Consider the following 25,139-nt stretch of genomic DNA (forward strand, 5'->3'; position numbering starts at 1 on the left):
CGCATCATGCTCGATTACGAAACCCTGCGCCTGATCTGGTGGGCGCTGCTTGGCACGCTTCTGATCGGCTTCGCTGTGATGGACGGCTTCGACCTCGGGGCCGCAATGTTGCTGCCCTTCGTCGGCCGGACCGACGCGGAGCGGCGGGTCGTGATCAACACCGTCGGCCCGGTGTGGGAAGGCAACCAAGTCTGGTTCATCCTCGGCGGCGGCGCGATCTTCGCCGCCTGGCCGCCGCTCTACGCGGTCGCCTTCTCCGGCTTCTACCTCGCCATGTTCCTGGTGCTGTGCGCATTGATCCTGCGGCCCGTGGCCTTCAAGTTCCGATCGAAGATCGATCATCCGACTTGGCGCCGGACCTGGGACTGGGCTCTGTTCGTTGGTGGCCTGGTGCCGTCGCTCGTCTTCGGCGTCGCCTTCGGCAACGTCCTGGAGGGCGTGCCCTTCCGGTTCGACGCGACGCTGCGCATGACCTACGAGGGCACCCTGTTCGGGCTGCTCAACCCGTTCGCGCTGCTCTGCGGCCTCGTCAGCGTCGCCATGCTGGTCATGCACGGTGGCGCCTGGCTGGCGCTGAAGGCGGCGGAGCCGGTGGCAGCTCGCGCGGTCACCTTCACGCGTCTGGCCGCGATCGTCCTCATTGCGCTGTTCGCCGTCGCTGGCCTCTGGGTGGCAATCGGCATCGACGGCTATGCCATCGTCGGCGCGGTGGCGCATGACGGGCCGTCGAACCCCCTGCTGAAGCAGGTGGCGCGTGCCCCCGGGGCCTGGATGGCAAACTATGGGACGCAGCCCTGGACCCTGGCGGCACCCGTACTCGCCTTCCTCGGTGCGCTCGGCGTGATTGCGCTGTCCGGCCTGCGGCGGCCCGGCCTCACGCTCCTGGCGAGTGCGCTGGGCGTGGCGGGCGTGATCGCGACGGCGGGGCTCAGCGTGTTTCCGTTCCTGTTGCCGTCCTCACTCAACCCGAACGCCAGCCTGACGGTCTGGGACGCCTCGTCGAGCCGCCTGACTCTCGCCATCATGCTGGGCGCAACCGTGGTCTTCCTGCCGCTCATCATCACCTACACGGCCTGGGTCTACCGCGTGCTGCGGGGCCGCGTGACCCTCGCCTACGTCTCCGACAATCCCACCAGCACCTACTGAACGGAGGAGATGACCGATGTGGTATTTCGCCTGGATCCTCGGCGTCGGCTTTGCCTGCGCCTTCTCCATCCTCAACGCCATGTGGCTCGAGCTGCACGAAGTCAGCGCGGCGAAGGCGCCGGTCGACGCGGAGCTGCGGCGATCCAGTCGGTATTGAGGGACGGCAGGAGTCTCGACCTCCCTGCGGCCGGGCTGCTTTGCATGCTGCTGGTGGTTTATCTCCCGCGCTGCGTGGCGTGCCTGACGCTCGGATCCACTGCGCGCATCCGCCGAACCTGGTTGTCGATTTGTAACTGGATGCGCTTTTACGAACCGCATCCACTGACCATCACGGGCGACAGCCTGATCTATCCGCCAATGAGGGGGCCGCCATGCGCGATGCCGAGTGCGATCGATCCAACTATGACGCGGTCACCCAGGCGTTGCACTGGCTGACCCTGGCACTCCTGATCCTCCAGTTCGGCTTGGCGTGGGCAGCGCCTGAACGCCTGTCCTCGCCGGATACGCTGATCAGCCTGCACCTTTCTTTCGGGATCGTGATCTTCATTGTCGTCCTGATGCGCCTGTCCTGGCGTCTGCTGCGCCCAGCGCCGCCGCTGCCAGACGATCTGCCGGCGTGGCAACGCCTCGGATCGCAGACGATCCAGATCCTCCTCTACGTGCTGCTGCTGGCTCTTCCCGTGCTCGGATGGCTCTGGGCAGGCGAGCGCGGATGGGTGGTCAATCCGTTCGGTCTCATGACGCTGCCGGATCTGGTGGCCAAGGGATCGTCCTTCGGCCGGTTCGCCGGCGATCTCCACGGTCTGCTGTCCAATGTGTTGCTGGCTTTGGTGGGCCTCCATGTCCTTGGGGCCCTGTATCACGCATTCTTCCGGCGCGACGGGGTCATGCAAAGAATGCTGCCGGTGTCGCGCCGCTCGATCTGATCGACCGCAGCAGTTCAGCCATGCCTTGAACGCAGTCGCGACGTTCGAGCACTGGAGGGTTGCCTGAAGAGCTTCCTGATCGCCCAGTCGCTCAACCAGATCGAGAAGGCCTATGGGCCCAACAACTCGATCCTCGACAACTGCCATGTCCGCGTCGCCTTCGCCACCAATGACGAGCGGACGGCGCGGCGAGTTTCCGATGCACTGGGCACGGCAACCGAGCTCCGGGCGATGAAGAATGATGCCGGGCATCGGCTCTCGCCCTGGCTCGGTCACCTCATGGTGTCGCGCCAGGAGACGGCGCGACCGCTGCTGACGCCGGGGGAGGTGATGCAATTGCCGCCTTCGGAGGAACTCGTGCTTGTTTCCGGCATGTCGCCGATCCGGGCCGGAAAGGTTCGCTACTACGACGATGCGCGTTTTACCCGCAGAGTTCTGCCGCCGCCTGCGGAGCTCTCATTGCTGCCGGACGGAGGAGGGGCCGCTCCCGGCGCCGACGACTGGATCGCCATACTGCCGCAAGGCGATTCGGCGGCCGCCGAGCAAGCCGAGGAGGACGCAGAGGATCCTGTAAACGGCGGCATCCGGCGCGAGCCCATGCTGCCAGAGCACGAAGCCATTGCGCCGGAGACGGCCATGCCGACCAAGGAGTTCGCCGATCTCGAGGACGCCGGACGACGAGGCCGTCAAGGCGAGAGCGGTGCGGCGGAGAATGCGGACCGTTGCCCGGCAGGCGGCGGTGGATCCTGATGATGGCATCGCGCTGTGAGCGGCTGATGAAAACCAGGCTGAACGTCTACTTCTCGCCCGACCTGCTGCGGCGGATCGAGGAACTCGCTGACCGCAGGCGGCTGTCGCGCTCCTCGATCGTCGAGGCCGCGGTCGCGTCCTTCCTGTCGCCGGACGGGTCGGATCAGCGCGAGGCGGCTTTTACCCGTCGTCTCGACCGGCTGTCTCGGCAGATCGAACGGCTGGAACGTGATGTCGGGATTTCAGTCGAAGCACTCGCACTCTTCGTTCGGTTCTGGCTTACGGTCACGCCGCCCCTGCCGAACGACGCCCAATCGGCAGCACAGGCCAAGGGGCGGGAACGGTATCAGGGATTTGTCGAGGCGCTCGGGCGGCGACTCGCGAAGGGAAAAGGCCTGTTGCAGGAGATCCCGAACGACATTCTTACGCCCAGCTGCAATACCGGGGCTGCGAGTGGCGATGAGCCAATGGCGGACGATCACGACCCAACTTCTCCAGAGGCGCTCGGTCAGAGATAGCCCCTACGGCGCTTCCTGGTTCGGAAAGTCTTCCGCAACGCGCCAAAAGACGACACAGCATCGCCGCCTCGACACCGGACATCCGTCGAATCCACGATTCTCTATGCCTTGCTGCCGAATCGGCCGAACTGAACGGCGCCCAAAGCGGTCATAGTGTTGGCGTCTCGATACTGGGCCTTCACCGGAGGGAGCTTTGCGAGCGGGCCGATGTCGCGGAGCAGCGGCTTGTACCAGTCGAGATTACGCCTCCGATGGTTGTCGAGGCGGCAGCGGGGCTCGAACCGCGGCCACCGCTTCGTCAGCAGCGGAAGGCCGGCCTGATCGAGATCGATCTCGGAGACGGGCGCCGACTGCGGGTCGACCGGGAGGTCGATGCCGAGGCGCTCCGTCGGGTCCTGAATGGTACGCATCCGGGCAAGGCCGCCTTCCTCGACCGCCTTATTTCACCGACCCTGATTGGATCGTTGATCAGATGAGGGTGAGAAGTGTCCACAAAGGCGGTTATGGACACAAGTGTGACTGGGCGGCGACGATCTGCTCCTTCTCCTCCCACGACCAGCGCCGGCGGCGTTCCACCAGAGGCAGCACCTCAGCTCGCGGCATCGTCAGCGCTACTCCTAGGATTACCCTATGACCTCCGATCTTCACCGCCGTCACACAAGGCGGTCCTCATCGGGTGGTTACCCTGAATTTGCTGGATCGGCGATGATCCCGCTCCCGAATGGCGTCCGGGTCACCGGCATCAGTTTCTCGAGGCCCCCCTATTTCACAGTCGTCGTAGCTCGCAACCGCGACCGAATCACAACCGACTGATATCACTCAACTCTTATCGGGTCAGACACTAAGAACGACTAATATGGATGGATATTCGGCGGTGCGGTTCGCCCACGTGGGCGCTCAACCAATAGCATTCCAATCCGGAGCGAACGGTGGCCGTACGAAGCGCTGATCCTTCGGCAGCGCCCCGATCGCGGTACGATCGTCGTCGTCCAATCCGATGCTGCACGCTTCGAGATTGGCCTTCTGGCTTTCCGACCGGCTGGCTTTCGGGATGACGATGACGCCCTCCTGGTCTAGCAGCCAGGCGACCGCCATCTGCGCGGCGCCGGCGCCGTGCTTGCGGCCGAGCGCGGCCAGCGTCGGGTCGCTCGCCGCCCGACCCTGCGCGAGCGGAGCATACGCGGTCAGCGGAATGCCCTTCTCCCGCAAATAGCCCAACATGGACGTCTGCGACAGGAAAGGGTGGTATTCGAGCTGGACGCTGGCGATCGGCGCACCGATCTCCTCCACCGCGCGGCGGATCATCGGCAGGTTGAAGTTGCAGACGCCGACGGCGCGCGTAAGGCCACGTTCCTGTAGCGAGGTCAGTGCCTTGAGCGTCGCCGCCATGTCCATGTCCCGCGACGGCCAGTGGATCATGTAGAGGTCGACATGATCAAGACCGAGCTTGCGCAGGCTGGCGTCGAAGGCCCGATGCAACGCATCCGGCGCCAGTTGGTCATGCCAGACCTTGGTGGTGACGAAGAGATCGTCGCGCCGGATGCCGGACGCGGCGATGGCGGCGCCGACCGCGGCTTCATTCTCGTACATCGCGGCGGTGTCGATGTGCCGGTAGCCGATTGCGAGCGCACTCTCGATCACGGGCTGGGCGTCGGCCCCCGGCATGCGGAAGGTGCCGAAACCGAGACGGGGGATTGCAACGCCCCTGGTGATGATGGGGTCCATGATGTCGTCCTTTCATAGATGACGTTGCGGCGGCACACAGCTCCGCCGGCACTTCGCGGGCGCAGGCTGCAGAGGTCAGTCGGCCGCTTTCGTGCGGCTCTGGCCGACAAGTTCCGTAACGACGTTTTCGAGTGTCACGGTGCCTTTCTTCGCCGACCGACCGCTGTCCCGGAACGCGATCCAGCCCTCGTTGAAGCCGTCGATCATGCGGATCCGGGGCAGCGGATTGCGGGTGCCCTGTCCACGGAAGATTGCCTCCCAAGTGTCGCGCGCCACGATCTCGACCCGTACCGGCTGTCCCAGCACCTCGGCGAAGGCCCGGGCGAGGTCGTTCGGCGTTATCCGCTGCGGACCTTCCAACTCGACGATCCGCGTCCCGCTCCAAACCTCCCGCAACAACGCCGCCGCCGTGCTGCCAACATCCTGCGTCGCGACCATCGGGAAGGCCTTGTCAGCGGGCTGAAGGAAGCTTCGCAGCACGCCGTCGTCACGCGCGGCGGGAACGTCCCATAGGGCATTCTCCATAAACCAGCAGGGCCGGAGGAAGGTGACCGGCAGGTCGAGATCACCCAGGGCCTCTTCCAGCAGGGTACGCTGGGTCAGCAGATTCTCGTACGGGGCGTCGGCGCCGATGGTCGACAGGCACACCACCTTGGCTGGACGCGCCTCTGAGAGGGCCGCCGCCAGCGCCTCGATCACGCGCCGCGCTTCTGGAAAGCCAGGTTCGGGATCGAATTCCGACGGCGGCAAGATAAAGACGCCCTCGGCACCGCGGAAGGCGGATGCGAGGCCCTTCGCATCATCCATCTCAGCAAGGGCGATCTCACAGCCCTGTGCGATCCATGGTCCAGCCTTGGCCTGGTCGCGTAGAACGGCGCGGACAGGCTGCCTGTCGGCAAGCAGGGCGCGCGCCAGGGCGCCGCCGACCTTGCCGGTGATTCCGGTGATTGCATACATTTCGGTTCTCCTAAGCTGGGCCGCGCGCGGTCTCAGGCGAGCCCGGCATAAAGCTCGCGCTCGAAGGCGCCGTAGAGGGCAACGATCCGCTCGTCGTAGAAGGGCAGAACCTGCGTGAAGAGCGCCCCGGTAACGTGCCTGACCGGATCGAGCCAGAAGTAGCAGTTGAGAAGGCCCGCCCATGAGATGCTGCCCGCCGAGCGGCCGTTCGGCCCGGGCTGCGTGTTGATGTCGAAGGACAGGCCCCATTTGTGCGGCTGGCCGGGGAACTGGTCGAAGCTGCGCGAATAGGGCGCCTGCGCCGAGGGCATCTCGTGGACGTTCAATTCGCCGATCTGGTTCTGCATCATCAGCGCGACCGTCTCCGGACGCAGGATGCGCTTACCGCCCAGCGCGCCGCCGTTCAGCAGCGCCTGCAGGAAGGTTATGTAGTCGCGCGGCGTCGAGAAGGCGCCGCCGCCGCCCATGAAGAACTCCGGCCGCTGAGGCATCTCGAAAGGCGCCGGCTCCAGGCTGCCATCGGGGCGCCGGCTGTGGAAGGTGGCGACGCGCTTCTTCTGCGCGCTGCCGATCAGAAAGCCGGAATCCTTCATGTTGAGCGGGGCAAAGATGTTCTCGCGGAAATAGACTTCCAACGACTGGTCGGAGACGGCTTCCACCAGCTTGCCAACCCAATCCATGCTGATGCCATACTGCCACCGCTCGCCCGGCTCGAATTCGAGCGGCGCCGTGAAGGCGGCGTTCTTGCAGGTGGCAATGTCGGGCATGCCGGTGACCTGCTCGTAGCGGGTCAGCACCTCGCTCCAGATCGAATAGGTGAAGCCGGAGGTGTGGGTGAGCAGGTGCCGCACCTTGATGACGCCTTTGGCCGGTCGCAGGCGCGGCGTGCCGTCGGCGGCGAAGCCTTCGAGGACCTGCGGCGCGGAGAGTTCGGGCAGATACTTGGCCGCATCGTCATCGAGGTTGATGCGGCCCTGCTCGATCAGTTGCATGCAGGCGGTGGCCGTGAACGCCTTGGTCATCGACAGCAGCCAGAACACAGTGTCGACCGACATCGGCGCACCGGTTGCGACGTTCGACTTGCCGAAGGTGCCTTCGTAAACGAGGCCGTTGCGGGTGGCTCCCATGGCAACGACTCCGGCCACGTCGTTGCGGGCAACGCCCCCGCGCAAGGCAGCATCGATCGCTTCCACGTTCCGCAAGGACGCGGCGGGTCTCGTTGCCGCAAAAGCGGGGCCGGCCGCGTCGAGCGTCAAGAGGGCGGTTAGTATGCCTCCGCGCTGGAGAATGGTTCTGCGTGACGCCTGGTTCATGGCTGGCCCCTTTGGACGGTCGCAGGAAGGGTGATGTGGCTGCTTGCCCGCGATGGCGTTGCGATGACGCCGTTGTAAGCCGCGCCATATCGTGATTCATGCGCATTAAGATCAATGTTACTGTGACTTATAATCACCATGCTGCAGAGTGGCCGCCGGCGGTGCCACGGAGGGGATGAAATGGGCTTCGACACACGGCTTCTCACCGGCGTCGGCGTCCTTGCGGCGGTCACGGAGGCCGGGAATTTCGCCCGGGCGGCCGAAACGCTCGGCCTGACGCCCTCGGGCGTGAGCCGGGCGGTGGCGCGCCTGGAGGCGCGGGTCGGCGTTCGCCTCTTCGACCGCAATCCACGAGAGGTGAGCCTCACTGAGGAAGGGCGGCGCCTCTATGCGCAGGTGATGCCGCTGCTCGCCGGTCTCGACGAGGCGGTGGCCGAAGTGGCCGGCGCCGCGGCCGTCGTGCGCGGGCGGCTGCGCGTGTCGGTCGACCCCTGGTTCGCCCGCATGGTCCTTGCGCCGACGCTTAAGCAATTCCTGGCGCGCTATCCAATGCTCCAGGTCGATCTGTCCACCAGCAACTATCGCGAGGAGATGATGGCGGGCGTCGACGTCGCGGTACGCTTCGGCCCGCCGGACGGATCATCGCTCATCGTGCGCAAGCTCCTCGAAACACCGATCCTGACGGTCGCCGCGCCAGCGTATCTCAACCGCCATGGCGAGCCGCGCTCGCCCCATGACCTCGTCCATCACGAGGCACTTCTCTTCCGCGATCCACAGACTGGACTGCCGTTCCCGTGGGAGTTCCACCGCGGCGGCGAGATCGTCGAGGTCAAGGTCTCAAGCCGCCTGGTGCTCGACGATCCTTCCGTCGCGGTCTCCGCCTGCGTGGCGGGCCAAGGGGTGTTCCAGAGCGTCGCCGTGGGTCTTGCGCCCTTCCTGGAACGCGGCGAACTGGTGCGGATTTTGCCGGACTGGTCGGAGGAGCTTTATCCGCTCTACACCTACCATCCCTCGCGCCACCTTCCCCCGGCAAAGGTCAGAGTTTTTCTGGACTTCGTCCGAGAGGTTGCAGACGGATTGTGATCTGCTTGATTTTCATGGGCCAAGAAATCTTGCGCGAATAAATCAACCGGATCTTTAAAAGCCACGGCGTGCTCTTCGGCTACCGGGCGACGATCTCGCATCCGGAGAAGACCGGGGGCGCGATCGTCAACACCGCTTCGGGGTCCGGCACGGGTGGCGACTGAGGCATGAGGCCCCATAACGCCGCCGAGGGCGCCATGGTGAACCTGACGCGAACCCTGGCGCTCGGCCTCGCCCGGAGGGACATCCGCGTGAACTCCGTCTGCCCGAGCCTGACGCACACCAGCAAGATCAAGGGCATGCTGCAGGACGAGGTGCTCGTGGCCAAGTTCGAGCAGCGCATCCCCTTCCGGCATACCTTCGCAGCGATCCGCTGCCTCGATCCCAAAACGGCGCATTGGGCTTACGCGTGGTGCTGCCGCCTGTCTCTGTCGATCGTCACCGCCTTCATCAAGGGGGCGCTGTCGACACGCCGCGATGGAGGTTGATTCAGCTACGCAGATACCTCAACCGCATCGTCTTCCCAACGACACACGAAAAGGGAGGAGCGGCATTGCAATGACTTGATAGTGCGGATCCGACCGGATCGGTCACGCGGAATTCTGGCTGGCACCGGGTATTGCCTTATCAGGAGCTCAAAACTAATGTCTGCAGCGCCTTCCGGTCGACCTTGCCCAAAGCGTTTCGTGGAATCTCGTGAACTATATGAATACTCTCGGGAATTTTATAGTCGGCCAAAGACCGCCTTGCATATTCCTCGATATCATCGATCGCATTTTCACGCGCATCGCTGGCGAGATGAATGAGCGCAGCCACTTTCTGGCCCTCGATCTCGTCCGGGATTCCAAATACGGCGGCATCGCGTATGGCTGGGTGGCCCAACAGAACCTGCTCGACCTCAACCGGCGAGATGTTCGATCCCGCTCGGACGATTAGGTCCTTCTTGCGGCCCACGAACCACACGTCGTCGCCGTCACCCTTCCGCACTAAATCGCCGGTCGGGAACCAGCCGTCCGACTTAGGATCCTGGATGCGGCCCGGTTCGATCCAGTATCCGGGAGTAACGCTTGGTCCCAGCACCAACATCTCTCCGACCTCTCCATCGGGGACCGTCATGCCACAGTCGTCAACCACGCGGACTTCCAATTCCGGTGGGATGCGGCTGACCGGCCCCAGTTCAAGACCGTAGGCAAACGCGCCTGTCTCAGTCGACCCCCAAAAAGTGCGCAAGGGAAGTCCGAAAACCTCGGAAAACGCCCGCTGTATCTCGAGGGAACAAACGTCTCCGACGCTCCGGCAACTCCGTAACGTCGACACGTCACGACTGTCAGCGCGCTGACGAATCAACATTTGAGCGAACATCGCGGGCGTGCCGATCATCCAACTGCAGCGGTGTACCGAAATTGCGGCCAATACGGTATCCGCATCAAAGCGCTCGAAGAGCGCAATCGGAGCGCCACTCTCGATGCAGAATATGGAGGAGACAAGAGCGGCGATGTGGACCAACGGCATGGCGATGATGGCAACATCTTCTCGATCAACCCCAAGATGTCCAGTGATCTTGCTGAATGCTGATAGGGTCGCATGCGTATGTACCACGAACTTGGGTTCGCCGGTGGTGCCGGAGGTCGCGAGCAGTACAGCAAGCTCACCGGCATCAGGATGATTGAAATCCATCCCTAGCCCCGTGTCATCTAACAGCCTGTCCCAGTCTTGAGCGCCCGCATTCTCGCCAATACCGACGACAAAGCGCGCGCCCTCCGCCAAAATCTCGGATTCCACTGTCGCAACCTGAGGGTAGAGCTGTGCTTCGCCAAGGTAGATCGCCGGCCGCAGCCGCTCCAGGAGCGACCGCAGTTCCGCTGTCTTGCACCTGATGTTCAGCGGTGCTGCGATCGCACCTATACGGAAGCAGGCATAGTATGAAACCAGTAGTTCTGGGATGTTGGTCATATGCAGCGCAACGCGATCGCCTGCACAAATACCATGAGCCCGCAACCCGACCGCAAGTCGGTTAACTTTCAACGCGAACCAATCATAGCTGTAGTGATTGTTCCTGGAAATAAATGCCACGGATTCAGGGCAGGTTTTTGCCCGCGAATAAAGTCCATCAGTTAACATCGCAGATCTTCCTTTTGGCTTGATGTCAAGGCCGGATATTCGTCAATGTCGCGCTATCCCTTCGCCGGAAGCTGAAGAGCGTTGATCTGACGTTTTCAGCCCCGGGCCGAGAATTATCGCACCGAGTCGAGGTGAGTTTCGGGGTCGCTTACACGGACCAATCCGAACCCTGTGTCTCATGTGCCCAACATCGCGACAGTGGAGTCAGGATGGGAGCCGCGCGCTACCGGAGCGTTACGAAGTCGGGATCAAACGGCGACGAACGCAATACTGGGGCACTTCCGAGTTCGCGCGACGGAACGAATTGTTGGCAGCCCTAGGACGTCATAGGTCGGGTCCGTCAGAACGCTTCGATGCCGTAACGGTCGCTAGAAGGCGGGATCAGACCGGCGCCGAATTCACAGCGCCACTCGTGCGCTTTTCCAATGATGCTCGCTGATACGAGCCGGCTCGTCGCCTGGCGCCGTCACCCCACGGGTTCGCAGTTCCTTGACGAAGTGTTGTATATGCACCACCTTGTCGTTATGGACACGCGGACTCTCTCGCCCGAGCGGCAGGCGCTGGTGCGGGAAGTGAAAGAAACCTGCATGATCGCGCGAACGAGGCTGATCTCGCGAGTGATCACCAATATCTTCGACGAGGAATTGCGGCCGCTCGGCCTGCAGTCTTCGCAACACATTCTGCTCAACTCGATCATGCGGAAAGGCTCGGCGACGCGCGCGGAAATCGGCCGCGCCAACCACCTTGATCGCTCGACCCTTACGCGGAACCTCAAGGTGATGCTTGAGGCGGGTTGGATCGAAGAGGTCGCCGAACAGGCCCGTGGTCGCCAACGTCCCTTGCGTCTCAGTCGGACCGGGGAGGAACTGCTGTTCTCATCGATCGCGGCGTGGCGGGCGGGTCAGGCCCGCGCGGCCAAGGTCCTCGGCCAGGCCGGCATGGACGCAATCAAGCAGGTCGCGGACGAAATTTTGCGCGGCTGACGCAAAAAAAAGGCTTTCGATGTTGTATATGCATCATCGCGAGCTATATGATGTATATGCAACATGTCGAGCTGATCGCGAGGTCGATCGCCGGCGGCGCAACCAACCAGGGCGATACGATGACCACCATTCTCGTGACCGGCGCGACGGGGGACACTGGCCGCCCCACGGTGAAAGAGCTCCTCAAGAAGGGATTCAAGACCCGGGCCCTGGCTCGCCGTGAAGACGACCGTTCCCAGGAGTTGGCTGCCTTGGGCGCCGAGATCGTCTACGGCGACATGATGAGCCTGCGCGACATCCGGCTGGCCATGGACGGCGTCCGGCGCGCTTATTTCTGCTTCCCGCTCGCGGAAGGCCTTGTGGAAGCCGGCGTGATCTTCGCGCAAGCGGCCAGGGAGCAGCATGTCGAGCACATCGTGAACTTGTCGCACAAGCAGTCGCGCTCCCATGCGCGCAGCAAGGCGACCCAGAACCACTGGCTGTCGGAGCAGGTCTTCGACTGGTCGGGCACCCCGACCACGCATCTGCGCATCACCTTTTTCGCCGAGTGGCTGCTTTACATCTCCTCGCAGATTCAGCGTGGGCGCTACGCAATGCCGTACAACAGGGAAAGCCGTTTCGCGCCGCTGGCCGCAGCGGACATAGCCAAGATCGTCGCCAATATCCTGGAAAAGCCGAAAGGACACGGCGGCCAAGCCTACCAACTGCACGGTCCGAAGGAATACAGCCACGAAGAGTTGGCCGCGGAAGTCAGCCGCGTGCTGGGCGTCGACCTGCCATACGAACACGTGACGGTGTCGGTCTTCCTGGAACGCCTCGGCCTGGAAAATCAGACCGCTCTGCGTCGTCATTTCGAGGCGGTGGCCATCGACCAGCAGGAGGGGCGCCTGGCCGGCCTTGACGACATCGGCGTGAAGATCATTGGCGGCCCGCTGATGACCGTCGAGGACTTCATCAACGCGAACCGGACGCACTTTGTCCTCGAGGCCTAAGAGCCCCGGCCAGCCATGCGGCAATGCAACTGACGCTGCTGGAGCCCATGACCGCCGAGGGCGTCGGGTGGCATCCATGTGAGCCATGCGAGGTTAAACCAGCGTTGCTCACCCGTCCGCTTCACCGCTCGCCTATCCGCTATCTTCCGAGGTCGTGCGGAAACGCGCGTTTGGTAGGTGCCGCCAGGTTTCATCGTCGTGCGGCCGTTGAAACTGGCTCGGCAGTTCGAATGTCACGGGCGGATGGCCTGCAGCAAGCCCGCCAGACCCAGGATGGACACGACGGGCTTGAAGTTGGAGGTGAGGAGTTGGAGGCTCATCTCGATGCTAACCCGGGTCAGGAAGTGGGTGGCTCCCGTCCAGGCCTTTGGGGCGCCGAATGGATGCTCGGCCATCTTGCCTCGGACAGGTATGGTATTCGGCGCCCGGTCCAATTGCTCCCGCAAGGCATCGATGTTGGCTTCGTGCTTTCAGCGTTGATGAAGATACGGATGCTTGCGGGGGTACCCGGGCCGCGCGGTCTCGAAATACCGGCATCCACTCTTACGGTGTTGGCCGCAAGCCTGCTGATGGAGTCCGCGCCGCCGGCCGTGGTCGCGATGTTTCGGCTGTGAATATCTGAGGCCGAGCATGCGACCGAGGTAGATCTGGAACTGCAGTGTGTCCGGACAGGTGGTCAGCGCGCACTCACCTGCCTGCTCGGGCACGCCCAATCTGAACATCTCGCGGGTGTCGGCGACCCCGCCGTCGTGGGGATACAATGCCTCGCATTGTTCGGCGAGGACGTGATGACCGGTTTGCTTTTCTACAGCTCGCCCGGAGGGAAGCCAGCAAAGCACAGACAAAGCCGTGACCGCCTTTCAGCAGATTCACACGAATTCTAAATATACACTTCATTGTTCGCAAAAATGGTGAAACACCGTGATGACACATCGGCAGGCCGATAAGGTCGCACCGATCTAAATTCTATGAACTTATGTTGCTGGCCCGTAGAAATAAAAATCAAATTTGATTAAATATTGGAAATATTTCAAGCGTAGCTTCAAGCATATAGTTAAGTAATGCTTTTGAAATAGCCATACAATAATATTAACCATCGATCGTCAGGCAGGAAGGAAATGACTAAACAGTCGTTTCCGAGTTCGAGTGACCTTGCGCAGATCCACCCCCGATCTCCTAAGGTCCAAAACCTACGGGTAACCGGGAAATCTCGGCTTGTCCGAGAGAGCTTTGGCCTGCGGTGGCGGTATCTTCGCTTCGGCCTTCTCGTGCTCATCCTGCCCGCTCGCCCACATCAGGTGTATCAAATGCGACATCTTGAACAGAGCCTTCCTTCGCCTCGAGAACTATATGCGTCTGACCAAGAGAATAAGCGATCGAATCACAAGCGCTCGCGCGGCGAAAGGCCGTATCGAACGATCGCCATATCGAGCCTCGGGACGGTGCTGGAGTACTATGACTATATCATATTTGTATTTTTCGTGAAGACTATCGGCCAGATATTCTTTCCGCCGTCTATTCCCGATTGGGTAACGCAGGTTGCGGCTTTCGGAATTTTTGCCGCCGGTTATCTGGCGCGTCCGTTCGGTGGAATTGTGCTCGCCCACTATGGCGATCTGCTGGGCCGGAAGAGGATGTTCGTCCTCACCATCGCGATCATGACGTCATCCTCGTTGGGCATTGCAGCAATGCCGACCTACGCCGGTATCGGGATCGCGGCGCCGATTGTGCTTCTTGCCTTTCGATTGCTGCAGAGCGCGGCCGTCGGTGGGGAAGTTCCGGGCGCCTGGACCTTCGTGGCTGAGCATGTACCGCGCCATCGGGTGGGGCTTGCCTGTGCGATGATGTCGAGCAGTGTCGTCATGGGGATTTTTCTCGGGTCTCTGACGGCTATCGCGATAAATTCATGGTTTTCAGTGAGCGATGTGCAGAGCTTTGCTTGGCGGTTGCCATTTCTGGTGAGCGGATGCGCCGGGGCGCTATCCATGTTCGTCCGGCGATACCTTGCCGAGACGCCGGCATTCGAAGAATTGAAACGGAAACGGGCTCTGGCGACTGAATGGCCGCTTCGGATAGTGCTCAAGCGCCATTTGTTCGGTGTCGCGATCTCTTTCGCCTTGGGTTCGTTTCTGACAGCCGGCCTGGTTGTCCTGTACTTGATGACCCCCACCCTGCTGCAAACCCTTTATGCGATCACCCCACTCGCTGCTCTGCAAGCCAACCTTCTGGCAACCGGTGTCGTCATTGCATCAACGATCGCCGCGGGGTTTGTGGTCGATCGGGTCGGGGGCGAGTGGTTTCTTGTCGTTGGCAGTATCGGCTTTGGTGTGTCGGTATGCGTGTTGTTCGAAGGAATGCTCTACCATCCGAATTGGTTGCTTGTTCTGTATGCCATGGCCGGATTCTGTTCTTCGGTGTTTGTCGCGGTTCCCTATCTGATGATTAATAGCTTCCCACCTTCTGTCAGATACACGGGCGTCGCGCTGTCATATAACATGGCATCCGCGATATTTGGAGGGATGACGCCAATCATCGTGACCTATGGTCTGCGAATCGATCGAATGGCACACATGCATTACCTGATATTTGCGTGTGCTTTGGCCACTACAGTCGGACTGGTGCTGCTGGGGAGATCGAAGGGCCGACTCTAGATTCAGGCCATGTCTCTAAGCCTGCCTCGCCACGATCTAGAACCCGGGCCCCTTACAGCCGGCAGCCATCGACTGTCGAACCGCTGAGGGACGGCCCCACATCCAAGTAACGTGCGGCGGCCGCCGGCGGCGGGTCGTGAGACCCCTGCGGCGCAGCCCCAAGGAAAAAGACAATGACAGATCATACCATCTGGGCAGCGCTGGCTGCCGGAACCGACGCGCGCGGGCTGTCCGGGCTTCTGTTCGCCAGGGCGGCCGCGGCCCCCGACGCGGTCGCCTTCGAGTTCGGCGACGAAATCTGGACCCGCGGCCGCCTCGCGGCCGAGGTCGAGCATATGGCGAGGGCCCTGTTGGCGATTGGCCTGCAAGCTGGCGACCGTATCGTCTTTCACATGAGGAGCAGCCCGGAGCTGGCGATCGGCTACTACGCGTGCTTCGCCACGGGGATCGTCGCGGTGCCGATGAAGGCGGAGCTGAAGACCGCCGAACTGGAGGCCCTGTTCCGACGGCTCCGGCCCGCTCTGTACATCGGACACCCGGATCTGCACGGCAAGGTCGTCGGCATCGATGACGAGATCCTTGCACCCAAGCGTCGACTGGCAATCAATTCCGCGGCCGAACTCCGGGCCTGGGCGACCAGGCCTGCCACCGCCGGCGGACTGGCGAATTCGGTCGACCTCGACGCGCCGGCTGTCATGCTCTGCACCTCCGGCACGACGGCGGAGCCGAAATTCGTCGTCCAATCCCAGAACACGCTGGCCCACGCCGTGGCGATGCTTGTGGCAACGCCCCTGGACAGCGAGATGTGGATGCTGGCGCCCAGTCCCATGATGCACATGTCCGGCTTGATGGCAGTGGTGAGGTCTCTGTCGGTCGCCATGCCCTTCGTGCTGATGCGGCGGTTCGATGCCGACCAGGTGCTTGATGCGATCGCGCGCCATCGCAGCACCTACATGACCGGCATCGCCTATATGTTCAGCGAACTGGTCGAGGCGCAAAAGGCACGGCAGCACGACATCGGCCCGAGCCGCATTTTCGTCTCGACCGGGGATGCCGTGTCGATCGAGCTGCAGCGCCGGTTCAGGGAGGTGTTCGGCGTCCGGCTGCATTCTGTCTGGGCGGCGACGGAGGCGGTGGGCTCGCTGGCGCCCGGCCCGGTCGACGGTCCGGTCAGCGCCCCCTCGCCGCGGGCGGAGTACCGGCTCGTCGACAACCATGGCGAGCCCGTCCGGCCCGGTCAGGTCGGCGAGTTGCTGCTGCGCGGGCCCAACGTCACCCCCGGCTACTGGATCGCGCCTGGGACCATCGACAGCGCCCGATCGAACGGATGGTTCCACACCGGCGACCTGATGCGGCAGGACGACAAGGGAAACCTGTGGTTCATCTCGCGCAGGAAAGAGCTGATCATCCGCGGCGGATCGAACATCTCGCCGGTGGAGGTCGAGCAGGTCCTGAAATCCAATCCGGCGGTGCGGGACGCCGCTGTCGTTGGAGTACCGGACGCCGTTCTCGGCCAGCGCGTGTGCGCGCTGGTGCAACTGGCGGCCGGCTACGGCCAAGCGGACCTGCCGGATATCCTCGATCACGCAACCGCAAGGCTGGCCGACTACAAGGTTCCCGAGAAGCTCTTGATCGTGGTCGCCATCCCACGCAACACGCTCGGCAAGGTCGACCGCCGTGCTGCCTCGGCCATGGTGCAGGGCTGACACCAGACACGGCTCAACAATCGCCGACGTGCATGTGCGCGAGCAAGACAGCGCTCGCACTACAATGGCGGCTCCCCCGTCACCGCAAGAGATGCTTAGAAGTGGCGCCAGACTTCGAACTGATGCTCCCGCTTCTGCCTGGCGACCAACTCCACATTGCCGCGCCGGTCGCACCGGAATTTCAAAGCTGCGGGCCTGGGCGCAAGGAGATTGCGGGCAGAAGATCGCGTGACCGACACCGCGCGCCCCGGCCGATTGGGAGTTTCTGTTTAGAATAGAATATCACTGTCCCTCAGATTTACGTAGGTATTACAACCTTATAACGGGCTGGCGCTCCGCTGGTTCCGGCGGATTTCTATTGTAAATCGCGAATTTAACATTACCAATATTTGATTATACTTCGGATCTCTGCATGATTACAGAAGTGTGTCAGGCAAATTTGAACGCAGACACAGCTTATCTACAGGGAGAGTGGTTCGTAATGTGCGACATCAAATACCGCACCGTTGATATCCATGGCGTCCGCATCTTCTACCGGGAGGCCGGATCGGCTGGCGCGCCAAAGCTGCTCCTGCTGCACGGGTTTCCCTCCTCAAGCCACATGTTCCGAGACCTGATCCCGCTTTTGGCAGACCGGTTCCACTTGGTGGCGCCCGACCTCCCGGGCTTTGGACGGTCGGAGATGCCGCGCCGCGAAACCTTCCGGTACAGCTTCGACGGAATCGCCCAGGTCATGGAACGATTCACTCAAGCCATTGGCTTTAACTGCTTTGCGATCTATCTCTTCGACTACGGCGCACCCATCGGATTCCGACTGGCGCTCTGGCATCCCGATCGGATCACCGCGATCATCTCGCAGAACGGCAACGCCTACGAGGAGGGTCTGAGCGAGAGCTGGAACCCAATCCGGGCTTATTGGCAGGACCCGTGCGGCACCAGTCGCCAAGCCCTGCGCGCGTTCCTGACACCTGAGGCCACCCGTTGGCAATACATGAATGGCGTGGCTAACGACAATATAGTCTCCCCTGACGGGTTCTCGCTCGACAGCTTCTATCTGGCTCGACCAGGGGCGGACGACGTGCAACTTGACCTATTCCTCGACTTCGCCAGTAACGTTGCGCTTTACCCGAAATTCCAAGCGTATTTCCGCGCCCGGCGCCCGCCGCTCCTGGCAGTCTGGGGACGCAATGACCCTTTCTTCTTGCCGGCTGGCGCCGAGGCGTTCAAGCGCGACCTGCCCGATGCCGAGGTCCGCTTCTTCAACACCGGGCACTTCGCCCTGGAGACCCATTCCGCCGAGATCGCCGGTGCGATCCGGGTCTTTTTCGCCCGCTGACGCAACCGACGGCTCTATGCTTGAGCCTTAAGCCTCGCGTCCCTCTGCGTCGAGCCAACCCACCTGGCTCGCGCGACCGGGATCATCCGACTGTCGCCGCTCGGGCATGCCCCCAGCTTGCCATCACCATCGTGAGCAGACACACCATGACGAGTTCCGTCGCCATCGACATCGGTGTCGGCCAGGGGATCGGGCGCGCCACTACCTGAACCGCCCCGGGTTTGTCGAGGGCCATTGTGCTTGGGTCACGGTGCCAGAGTGGGTGCCTCGGTTCGCGTGTAGTAGCCCGCTTCGGCTTCAGCGGGAGGGATGTCTCCGATCGGCTCGCGACGGCGGCTGTTGTTGAACCAATCGACTCATTCGAGGGTGGCCAACTTGACCGCCTCGGCGTTGCGCCAGGAGCCGCGGTGCCAGGTCAGCTCGGCCTTGTAGAGGCCGTTGATGGTCTCGGCCAGGGCGTTGCCCTGGCTGTCGCCGATGCTGCCGGCGGACGGCTCGACGCAGACCTCGACCACGCGCTCGCCGACGTACTGCGCATCGCGGAGGCTGTGGTGGATGGGGCCGGCCCGGCCGATCGGGCGCCGAGCGAAGACGTAGATGACGAAACCGACGTAGAGAAAACCCTGCCAGGTCCAGACATAGGCGAAGTCCGAGACCCAAAGCCGGTTTGGCCGGTCAGCCTGGAACTGCCGGTTAAGCCGGTCCGCTGGGCAGGGCGCCGCTGCATTGGAGACGGCGGTCTTCATCGTCTGGCCGCGCACCCCGATAGCTAGGCCCATCCGGCACATTGGCCGCTCGCCGTTGCAGCGAGCCATGGTGACGCGGTCGCAGCACTAGTCTCCGGCAAACCCGGGGCGGTTCGAGCCGACAAGTCGTTCGTGTGCAGATCTTCTGGGCTTGCGAGTGCCCTATGGACATGCCTCCGTCTTACCAGGTCTCCTTGAAGGGCCTGATCTCAACGTTGAATGACCAGGCACTTCGCGGTTGGTGCACAACGTGCCACACCTCGTCCGCGATCTCATCGGGCTGGATGAAATGGTCATCCGGCGCGTCCGGCAGGCGCTGGCGTGTCCACTCAAGATCGATCACGGCGTCGATCACAACGTAGGCGACGTGGACGCCCTTGGGACCAAGTTCGCGCGCCATCGATTCCGCAAGGATCCGTTGCGCAGCCTTGGTGGGGGCAAAGCCGGCGAAATTGGGTTTGCCGCGCAGCGCCGATGTGTTTCCTGTCGCAACGATCGCGCCTCGGCCTCGCTGGATCATGCCAGGGGCCAGACGTCGGGCCAATGTCAGAAACGCCATCACGTTGGTCTGGAAATTGCGCTCCAGGTCGGCCGGATTGATCTCCTGGAACGTGCCGAATACGGCGCTCACCGCGTTGTGGATCAGGACCTCGGCCGGGCCGAGATCCGCCTCGATGCGATCCAGTGTGGCAAGGATCTCCCCAGCGTGCGTCACATCGACGGCATATCCCCGCGCGTCCGGCAGTTCCTGCTCGAGCGCTTGCAGCCGATCCTCCCCGCGCGCGAGCATGGCCACTCTGTAACCGCCTGAGGTAAAGCGCCGGGCGAGGGAGGTGCCCGTGCCGGGGCCTACACCTGAGATTATGGCGAGCTTGCGGTCCGTCTTCATGCTCCCGCCCCTCCGATCCGGCCGGCGGCAACGCTCTCGCGCACCGCATCCATTCGGTCATTGCCGAAGAACATCTCATCTCCGACGAAAATGATCGGCACCCCGAACACCCCTCGCTCGATCGCCTCATCATCGAGATCCTTAAGGCGCCGAGTGATCGCTTCGCTCTCCGCCATCGCGAACAGATCGCGGGGTAGGCCATGCTTGCTCAGAAAGTCTTGGCGCCCCTCAGGCGTTACGAGATCGGCCTCCCCTGCCCACATCGCCTCGAAGAGCGCCCCGTGCGCGGTATCGAATGTGCCGGTGTCCATCGCGGCCAGCGCCAGTCGCGAGAGGAAGGATGGATCGACCACGCCGCTTCCCAATGCCTGATACAGGTCGAGATTAGGCGTGAATAGAACGCCGAGACGCCTTGCATTGCGTGTTGAATCAAGTATCGCATATTTCAGCTTGGCCGGACATGCCGGAGTCGGGTGATTGTTCAGGGCCTTCATTACCCGATATGCGTCAAGAGGCTTGTATTTCGCTGCGATCGGCACACCGCGCAACTGGAAGTCGGCGAGATAAGCATAGGGGCTCCGATAGTCGTAGAAGAACTCGAGAGACATGGTATTGGTCCTGACCATTTACGACGAGGAGAGATTTGCGGGAATAACCAGGACCGATCGGTATTTCAGGGCGATGTCAAAAAACAGGGGAAAGGCTACGCCCGTTACAAATGGCAAGCGCTTCCTGTCAGTGCGAGATCCCATGGCCAACCTCTTTCCCCGCCGCCGAGATCACTCCACCGCCGCTGACTTCCGCTCCGCTCGTACCAGAGCGCTCCTGATATCGAACCAGGTCGGGGGCCTCGGCCGCGCTGCATGAGTCCAAGCACCGTCTGTGCAACAGAATCTGTCCGCAGCTCGGACTGACGGTGGCCCCTGGACGTATTCAACGCCAGGGGCACTGCCGCCGCATGCAAGAATTCCGAAGTCCCAGATCAAACAGGCTGACCGGGGTGAGTGACGGCAGGGCGTTGGCGTTCAATCTCCGCTTCAGCGATATGCAGGGCTTCTGCGCTGCAATGCACCGAGTGCTTTCCCACGAAGAGACTGTGAGGGTGTGCGGGCGCGGATCCGAACATGAAGGTGGTATTCCTGGTTGCGGTAACCGCGATCGCGTTGTCACTACGATCAAAGACAGCCACCTCTCCATTTCGTAGAACTGGTTGCATCCCTAATTCCCCCTCCGCAACCGCTAGCCAAGCGACATCATGCCCCGGAGGCGGCTGATGGCGCCACTGCTCGCCTTTTCGCAGTTCAACAGCGAAATAATCAACCGGTCCGAATGGTGGGATGGGACTAAGCGCGTCCTCATAACATCCAAGTAGTACACTCACTGGGCCACGCCTCTGCACGTCGGCCGCAGGGAAAGTCTCGCTTTGGGGTGGATCGAGTTCCTGGTCGGGAGAAAGCGCAATCCAAAGTTGGAATCCCCTTACGTGTGAGCCGACATCGGGAGTTGTCTTGTGCCAAACACCCTTGCCCGCCTTCATCCACTCGATTCCGCCGGGCTCAATACAATGCGCGACACCGGTCGTGTCTTCTACGTGCGCGGAGCCTCCAAATAGATAGCCCAATGTCACAATTCCCGAGTGCGGATGCAGGGGAAAATCAGTCCCCTCGCCCACCGGGCCTCCGCTGTCGACGTGATCGAGAAATACAAACGGCTTTAGAAGCTCGCCCTCACTGGACGGGCTAAAAAGGCGAGTAATTCTTCCATTCTTCTGACTATGTAATCGCTTAACGATGCCGCGGATTGTCATGGATTCGTCCCCGTGTCCCTGATAATTCTTCAACTAGATGTGTTCCAGCACGATCTTGCGGCAAAGAAATTTCCCAGTGCCATCGCAGGTGAAGAGTTAGATGCTAAGGCCAGATGACTGAAGCGGCTCAATTGGTCTTGGCACCTTCGAAGGCAACGCGGCTGGCCCTTCTTTTGTAAGCAACGCCGGCCACGCGAAGTATCATTAGCATCACGAAGATATGTTACGCTTTCGAGACAGATCTCGCGCAATTTGGTTGCGTCTGCAATTGTGAAACTGAACAACTGGCGACGGCACTCGCATTTTTGCGACAAATCGTTGTAAATTCATTAAGTTGTCATGAGCATTCAGGCGCTCTCGCTCAAGCGGCAAGCAAGGTCACCTGCTTGACGGGGCAGGGGAATCGCCGACCGAGCGTGGCACGCGCATCGCGGAGGTCAACTTTCACAGTCAGAGACGGACGGACTCCGATGAAGATGGAACGCTACCTGTCGCGGAAGCCGGCTCGAAGGCCCTCGGCGACCTCGCGAAGGATCTCCTCGGACAGCGCTTCATCGTCAACGGCTCGGGCAAGAACCAGTCCGCCGACAAGCGCTGCAGTGTGGCCTGCTGCCGGTTCTGTGGACAGTCGGTTAGGCTAATCCGACCTTCTTTTCGAACTCGACCGGGGTGATGTAGCCGATGGTCGAGTGCCTGCGAACGGCATTGTAGAAGCGCTCGATGTAATCGAACACGTCGGCACGAGCATCGTCGCGTGTCCGGTAAACCCTGCCTCTGATCCGCTCGGTCTTCAGCGACGAGAAGAAGCTGTCCATCGCGGCATTGTCCCAGACATTGCCAGAGCGGCTCATCGAGCAGGTGACGCCGTTGTCGGTCATGAGCTTCTGGAACTGCTCGCTGGCATACTGGCTGCCCTGGTCCGAATGGTGCAGCAGGGCGTCAGGCTTTCCCCGACGCCAGATCGCCATCATCAGCGCATCGGTCACGAGCCCGGCGGTCATTTCGGCCTTCATCGACCAGCCCACCACACGCCGGGAGAAGAGGTCGATGACGGCTGCAACGTAAAGCCAACCCTCTGCGGTCCAGATATATGTGAAGTCGGCGATCCAGCGCTGGTTCGGACGCTCGGCATGGAACTCCCGGCCGAGCGTATTCGGCGCGATGGCCGATCGCTGGCCATCATCCCTGGGCAGGCTGCGCCGACGCGGCCTGGCGCGCAAAGCCTGGGCACGCATCAGCCGCTCGATGCGATGCAGGCCGCAATCGATGCCTTCCGCCAGCACGTCCCGCCAGACACGCCTGGCACCATAGGTCCGATCCGAACCAAGAAAGCTCGCCCGGACCCTGTTGCCAATCTCCTCGTCGTCGCGTGCTCGACGGCTCGGTGACCGGTTGAGCCAGGCATGGAAGCCCGAGCGCGACACATCCAGCGCTTCGCAAAGCCATGCCACCGGCCAGATCCCCCGGTGCTTCGCAATGAACGTGAACCTCATGTCACGTCCTTCGCGAAGTAGGCTGCGGCCTTTTTTAGGATGTCGCGCTCCGTCTTGAGCTTGGCCACCTCTCGCCGCAGCTTCTCGATCTCAAGCTGCTCCGGCTTCATCTGACCGTGGCCGGGAAAGGCCTGCACAGGATCGGCCGAGAAGAGCTTCACCCATTTGCGCAGCTGGTTCTCATGGACATCCAAATCCCGAGACGCCTGCGCCACACTAACCCCGCGATCCTTGATCAGTCGCACAGCCTCGATCTTGAACTCACGCCCAAACTGTCTTCGCCTCATACGCCACCTCCGGCTTCATGAAACAACCAATCTCGGTGTCCACGAAACCGGCAGCAGGCCACACCGAGCTCGTTGGAAACCCGGTCGGGGATTGCAGCCTCTCCAAGCTCGCCAGCCGAGTTGGGATGTCGGAACGGCCCTTGAAGGTCAATCTGGAACGCCAGATCGGTTGTCAGGCCGCCGCTATAGTTGGAACTGCAGTCGGCGCGACAGCACGATGCCCGCCGCTCCTCTCAGGGTGGCCAGGCCCCTCTGGTCGGTCAGCAGCACGCGGGGATCACTGCCGGGGCGCGGCGGGACCAAGCGGCTGACATGTGCCTCGATTGCGGCCCGCAGCGGCTCGCCGGCCTCGACCACTTCGCCATGCAGCACGAAATGGTTGGGGGCCAGTGTCTGCTGGAGGTTGGCGATGCCGACGGCAATGTTGCGCGCATATAAGTCCAGGAGCCGCCCGGCCGCCTCGGAGCCGGCGTCGGCCTGCCCGGCGAGCAGGGCAGGGGTCATCTCCTCGGCCCCAGCCAGGCCGGCGGCCCGCGCTTGGCGCCGCAGCCAGCCGATGGTCGCGACCGTCTCCCAGCAGCCGCGGCGGCCACAGGCGCAGATCTCGCCATCGATCTGAACGAAGGTGTGGCCCAGTTCGCCGCCCGCGCCGGCCGGCCCGCTTTGCAGGTGCCCGTCCAGTTGCAGGGCGCCGCCGATCACGTCGGACAGGTACAGCACAGCGAAGGTGCGCAGGCTGCGGCCGATGCCAAACCAGCGGTCGGCCAGCAGCAGCGCCCGCGGGTGATGGTCGAGATAGACTGGCAGGCCTGTCTGCTCCTCCAGGACCGCGCCGAGGGCGAGGCCGGAGAGGACCGGCGCCAGGTTGACCTTGACGATGACACCTCGGTCCGTATCGATCATGCCGGTGGCGCCGACGCCAATGCCGAGCGGTGGCTGCCGGGCGGTCGACAGGGTGCGCGCCAGGCTCTCGGCGATGGCCGCGACCGCCTGGCCGGGGGCGCCGCCATCCGTGGGGAACTCGGCGCGTTCGAGGGCCGTGATCTCGCCGGACCAGGACACCAGCGCGGTGCGGACCGAGCCGTGGCTCAGCGCCACCGCCCCGATCTGCGGCGCATCGCGCGAGAACTGCAGCGGCCGGGCCGGCTTGCCGCCGGTGCCGCCGGACGAGGCGGGCTCGCCCTCCACCAGGATGCCATCGTCGATCAATGGCTGGACGATGCCGGTGATGGTGGCCCGGTTCACCCCGATATGGCGGGCCAGGTCGGCGCGGCTGGTCGGGCCGAGGTCGAATAGCGACTGCAGCAAGCGGCCGCGGTTGAGGTCGCCCATCCTGGATGGGGACAGCAGGGACGGGGGCCTTGGTTTCACCCCGTCGCTCGGCGCGCCGGCCGACGGCGGGGCGGCCTCCTCGGCAGTGCCGCCCGCCATTCCTGACATCTTTCCAATCGACATATCCTGCTCTTCCATGGGCGCGGGTAGGGCCCGGCCTCCCGACAGTCTATCGGCGGCGGCGCGCGATGCGGAACGCTCCTCGCCCCGTCCTTCCGTTTAAACGCTCTCTGCACGGTTTCCGCGTTGACGGCAAGTATGTTTGGAGCTAGAACAAACATACTATGAAGCGAGCCCGCGCCGGCGGCCATGCCGGATGGAAGCAAGCCCAAAAAATCACAGGAGAGGCGAATGGATAAGGATCTATTGGGTCATTAT

General features: G+C 62.5%; 23 protein-coding genes and 1 pseudogene. 12 read left to right on the plus strand and 12 right to left on the minus strand.

What is annotated here, in order from left to right:
• Positions 1-6: 6 nt before the first annotated feature.
• The 5 genes from cydB to E9232_RS03480 all read left to right on the plus strand — a co-directional run bounded on the left by cydB (position 7) and on the right by E9232_RS03480 (position 3,340).
• Positions 7-1,146, plus strand: coding sequence for a cytochrome d ubiquinol oxidase subunit II (gene cydB, locus E9232_RS03460; protein WP_309792158.1), 1,140 nt, complete (start codon positions 7-9; stop codon positions 1,144-1,146).
• 16 nt (positions 1,147-1,162) lie between these two features.
• A complete protein-coding gene (cydX, locus tag E9232_RS03465; RefSeq protein WP_309792159.1) occupies positions 1,163-1,303 on the plus strand; it encodes a cytochrome bd-I oxidase subunit CydX in 141 nt (46 codons plus the stop codon).
• 214 nt (positions 1,304-1,517) lie between these two features.
• Complete coding sequence (locus E9232_RS03470) at positions 1,518-2,072, plus strand: cytochrome b (RefSeq protein WP_309792160.1); 555 nt, start codon at positions 1,518-1,520, stop codon at positions 2,070-2,072.
• Between the two features lie 99 nt (positions 2,073-2,171).
• Entirely contained in the window at positions 2,172-2,822 is a 651-nt protein-coding gene (locus E9232_RS03475) for a type IV secretory system conjugative DNA transfer family protein (RefSeq protein WP_445351978.1), read from the plus strand.
• 26 nt (positions 2,823-2,848) lie between these two features.
• Positions 2,849-3,340 carry a ribbon-helix-helix domain-containing protein gene (locus E9232_RS03480; protein ID WP_309792161.1) on the plus strand — a complete coding sequence of 164 codons (492 nt, stop codon included), beginning with the start codon at positions 2,849-2,851 and terminating at the stop codon, positions 3,338-3,340.
• Between the two features lie 101 nt (positions 3,341-3,441).
• Here E9232_RS03480 and E9232_RS03485 read toward each other — a convergent pair whose 3' ends face one another.
• From E9232_RS03485 to E9232_RS03500, 4 genes are all read right to left on the minus strand, one after another.
• Positions 3,442-3,750, minus strand: coding sequence for a hypothetical protein (locus E9232_RS03485; RefSeq protein ID WP_309792162.1), 309 nt, complete (start codon positions 3,748-3,750; stop codon positions 3,442-3,444).
• Between the two features lie 487 nt (positions 3,751-4,237).
• Entirely contained in the window at positions 4,238-5,065 is an 828-nt protein-coding gene (locus E9232_RS03490; protein WP_309792163.1) for an aldo/keto reductase, read from the minus strand.
• Positions 5,066-5,140: 75 nt separating this feature from the next.
• Positions 5,141-6,022, minus strand: a complete 882-nt coding sequence (locus tag E9232_RS03495; protein WP_309792164.1) for an NmrA family NAD(P)-binding protein — start codon at positions 6,020-6,022, stop codon at positions 5,141-5,143.
• Between the two features lie 32 nt (positions 6,023-6,054).
• Positions 6,055-7,335 carry a serine hydrolase domain-containing protein gene (locus E9232_RS03500; RefSeq protein WP_309792165.1) on the minus strand — a complete coding sequence of 427 codons (1,281 nt, stop codon included), beginning with the start codon at positions 7,333-7,335 and terminating at the stop codon, positions 6,055-6,057.
• Positions 7,336-7,515: 180 nt separating this feature from the next.
• On the opposite strand from E9232_RS03500, the gene E9232_RS03505 reads away from it, so the two are divergent.
• A complete protein-coding gene (locus tag E9232_RS03505) occupies positions 7,516-8,418 on the plus strand; it encodes a LysR family transcriptional regulator (RefSeq protein ID WP_309792166.1) in 903 nt (300 codons plus the stop codon).
• 167 nt (positions 8,419-8,585) lie between these two features.
• Positions 8,586-8,906 (plus strand): SDR family oxidoreductase, encoded by a 321-nt coding sequence (locus E9232_RS03510; RefSeq protein WP_309792167.1) that lies wholly within the window; start codon positions 8,586-8,588, stop codon positions 8,904-8,906.
• A 139-nt stretch (positions 8,907-9,045) separates the two neighbouring features.
• On the opposite strand, the gene E9232_RS03515 is transcribed toward E9232_RS03510, so the two are convergent.
• Entirely contained in the window at positions 9,046-10,539 is a 1,494-nt protein-coding gene (locus tag E9232_RS03515; RefSeq protein ID WP_309792168.1) for a class I adenylate-forming enzyme family protein, read from the minus strand.
• Positions 10,540-10,964: 425 nt separating this feature from the next.
• Between E9232_RS03515 and E9232_RS03520 the strand changes: the two genes are divergently transcribed.
• Both E9232_RS03520 and E9232_RS03525 read left to right on the plus strand, forming a co-directional pair.
• A complete protein-coding gene (locus E9232_RS03520; RefSeq protein ID WP_309792170.1) occupies positions 10,965-11,522 on the plus strand; it encodes a MarR family transcriptional regulator in 558 nt (185 codons plus the stop codon).
• 50 nt (positions 11,523-11,572) lie between these two features.
• Positions 11,573-12,514, plus strand: a complete 942-nt coding sequence (locus E9232_RS03525) for an NmrA family NAD(P)-binding protein (RefSeq protein ID WP_309792171.1) — start codon at positions 11,573-11,575, stop codon at positions 12,512-12,514.
• A 233-nt stretch (positions 12,515-12,747) separates the two neighbouring features.
• Here E9232_RS03525 and E9232_RS03530 read toward each other — a convergent pair whose 3' ends face one another.
• Complete coding sequence (locus E9232_RS03530; protein WP_309792172.1) at positions 12,748-12,909, minus strand: hypothetical protein; 162 nt, start codon at positions 12,907-12,909, stop codon at positions 12,748-12,750.
• Positions 12,910-13,821: 912 nt separating this feature from the next.
• On the opposite strand from E9232_RS03530, the gene E9232_RS03535 reads away from it, so the two are divergent.
• The 3 genes from E9232_RS03535 to E9232_RS03545 all read left to right on the plus strand — a co-directional run bounded on the left by E9232_RS03535 (position 13,822) and on the right by E9232_RS03545 (position 18,207).
• Positions 13,822-15,165 carry an MFS transporter gene (locus E9232_RS03535; RefSeq protein WP_309792173.1) on the plus strand — a complete coding sequence of 448 codons (1,344 nt, stop codon included), beginning with the start codon at positions 13,822-13,824 and terminating at the stop codon, positions 15,163-15,165.
• Positions 15,166-15,338: 173 nt separating this feature from the next.
• Positions 15,339-16,871 carry a class I adenylate-forming enzyme family protein gene (locus E9232_RS03540; RefSeq protein ID WP_309792174.1) on the plus strand — a complete coding sequence of 511 codons (1,533 nt, stop codon included), beginning with the start codon at positions 15,339-15,341 and terminating at the stop codon, positions 16,869-16,871.
• A gap of 481 nt (positions 16,872-17,352) precedes the next feature.
• Positions 17,353-18,207 (plus strand): alpha/beta fold hydrolase, encoded by an 855-nt coding sequence (locus E9232_RS03545; RefSeq protein ID WP_309792175.1) that lies wholly within the window; start codon positions 17,353-17,355, stop codon positions 18,205-18,207.
• 245 nt (positions 18,208-18,452) lie between these two features.
• On the opposite strand, the pseudogene E9232_RS03550 reads toward E9232_RS03545, so the two are convergent.
• The 6 genes and pseudogenes from E9232_RS03550 to E9232_RS03575 all read right to left on the minus strand — a co-directional run.
• Positions 18,453-19,022, minus strand: a pseudogene (locus E9232_RS03550) (transposase domain-containing protein); the annotation flags it as partial.
• A 112-nt stretch (positions 19,023-19,134) separates the two neighbouring features.
• On the minus strand, positions 19,135-19,842 hold the full coding sequence (locus E9232_RS03555) for an SDR family NAD(P)-dependent oxidoreductase (RefSeq protein WP_309792176.1): 708 nt from the start codon (positions 19,840-19,842) through the stop codon (positions 19,135-19,137).
• Positions 19,839-20,450, minus strand: a complete 612-nt coding sequence (locus tag E9232_RS03560; protein WP_309792177.1) for a 2-hydroxychromene-2-carboxylate isomerase — start codon at positions 20,448-20,450, stop codon at positions 19,839-19,841. The genes E9232_RS03555 and E9232_RS03560 overlap by 4 nt, the downstream gene beginning before the upstream one ends.
• A 374-nt stretch (positions 20,451-20,824) precedes the next feature.
• Positions 20,825-21,649 (minus strand): pirin family protein, encoded by an 825-nt coding sequence (locus E9232_RS03565; RefSeq protein WP_309792178.1) that lies wholly within the window; start codon positions 21,647-21,649, stop codon positions 20,825-20,827.
• Between the two features lie 632 nt (positions 21,650-22,281).
• A protein-coding gene (locus E9232_RS03570) for an IS3 family transposase (protein WP_309792179.1) occupies positions 22,282-23,429 on the minus strand; the annotation gives its coding sequence in 2 pieces (ribosomal slippage) (positions 22,282-23,180 and positions 23,180-23,429; 1,149 coding nt in all).
• Between the two features lie 183 nt (positions 23,430-23,612).
• Positions 23,613-24,860: an ROK family transcriptional regulator gene (locus E9232_RS03575; RefSeq protein WP_309792180.1), complete on the minus strand. Its 1,248-nt coding sequence runs from the start codon at positions 24,858-24,860 to the stop codon at positions 23,613-23,615.
• Positions 24,861-25,139 lie beyond the last annotated feature (279 nt).

It is taken from the genome of Inquilinus ginsengisoli (assembly GCF_031453975.1).
Taxonomy (GTDB): Bacteria; Pseudomonadota; Alphaproteobacteria; order DSM-16000; family Inquilinaceae; genus Inquilinus; species Inquilinus ginsengisoli_A.

Coding starts and splice junctions, on each gene's coding strand:
- cydB (WP_309792158.1), top strand. CDS start 7: ATGCTCGATTACGAAACCCTGCGCCTGATCTGGTGGGCGCTGCTTGGC.
- cydX (WP_309792159.1), top strand. CDS start 1,163: ATGTGGTATTTCGCCTGGATCCTCGGCGTCGGCTTTGCCTGCGCCTTC.
- E9232_RS03470 (WP_309792160.1), top strand. CDS start 1,518: ATGCGCGATGCCGAGTGCGATCGATCCAACTATGACGCGGTCACCCAG.
- E9232_RS03480 (WP_309792161.1), top strand. CDS start 2,849: ATGAAAACCAGGCTGAACGTCTACTTCTCGCCCGACCTGCTGCGGCGG.
- E9232_RS03485 (WP_309792162.1), bottom strand. CDS start 3,750: ATGCGTACCATTCAGGACCCGACGGAGCGCCTCGGCATCGACCTCCCG.
- E9232_RS03490 (WP_309792163.1), bottom strand. CDS start 5,065: ATGGACCCCATCATCACCAGGGGCGTTGCAATCCCCCGTCTCGGTTTC.
- E9232_RS03495 (WP_309792164.1), bottom strand. CDS start 6,022: ATGTATGCAATCACCGGAATCACCGGCAAGGTCGGCGGCGCCCTGGCG.
- E9232_RS03500 (WP_309792165.1), bottom strand. CDS start 7,335: ATGAACCAGGCGTCACGCAGAACCATTCTCCAGCGCGGAGGCATACTA.
- E9232_RS03505 (WP_309792166.1), top strand. CDS start 7,516: ATGGGCTTCGACACACGGCTTCTCACCGGCGTCGGCGTCCTTGCGGCG.
- E9232_RS03510 (WP_309792167.1), top strand. CDS start 8,586: ATGAGGCCCCATAACGCCGCCGAGGGCGCCATGGTGAACCTGACGCGA.
- E9232_RS03515 (WP_309792168.1), bottom strand. CDS start 10,539: ATGTTAACTGATGGACTTTATTCGCGGGCAAAAACCTGCCCTGAATCC.
- E9232_RS03520 (WP_309792170.1), top strand. CDS start 10,965: ATGATGCTCGCTGATACGAGCCGGCTCGTCGCCTGGCGCCGTCACCCC.
- E9232_RS03525 (WP_309792171.1), top strand. CDS start 11,573: ATGTATATGCAACATGTCGAGCTGATCGCGAGGTCGATCGCCGGCGGC.
- E9232_RS03530 (WP_309792172.1), bottom strand. CDS start 12,909: ATGGCCGAGCATCCATTCGGCGCCCCAAAGGCCTGGACGGGAGCCACC.
- E9232_RS03535 (WP_309792173.1), top strand. CDS start 13,822: ATGCGACATCTTGAACAGAGCCTTCCTTCGCCTCGAGAACTATATGCG.
- E9232_RS03540 (WP_309792174.1), top strand. CDS start 15,339: ATGACAGATCATACCATCTGGGCAGCGCTGGCTGCCGGAACCGACGCG.
- E9232_RS03545 (WP_309792175.1), top strand. CDS start 17,353: ATGTGCGACATCAAATACCGCACCGTTGATATCCATGGCGTCCGCATC.
- E9232_RS03555 (WP_309792176.1), bottom strand. CDS start 19,842: ATGAAGACGGACCGCAAGCTCGCCATAATCTCAGGTGTAGGCCCCGGC.
- E9232_RS03560 (WP_309792177.1), bottom strand. CDS start 20,450: ATGTCTCTCGAGTTCTTCTACGACTATCGGAGCCCCTATGCTTATCTC.
- E9232_RS03565 (WP_309792178.1), bottom strand. CDS start 21,649: ATGACAATCCGCGGCATCGTTAAGCGATTACATAGTCAGAAGAATGGA.
- E9232_RS03575 (WP_309792180.1), bottom strand. CDS start 24,860: ATGGCGGGCGGCACTGCCGAGGAGGCCGCCCCGCCGTCGGCCGGCGCG.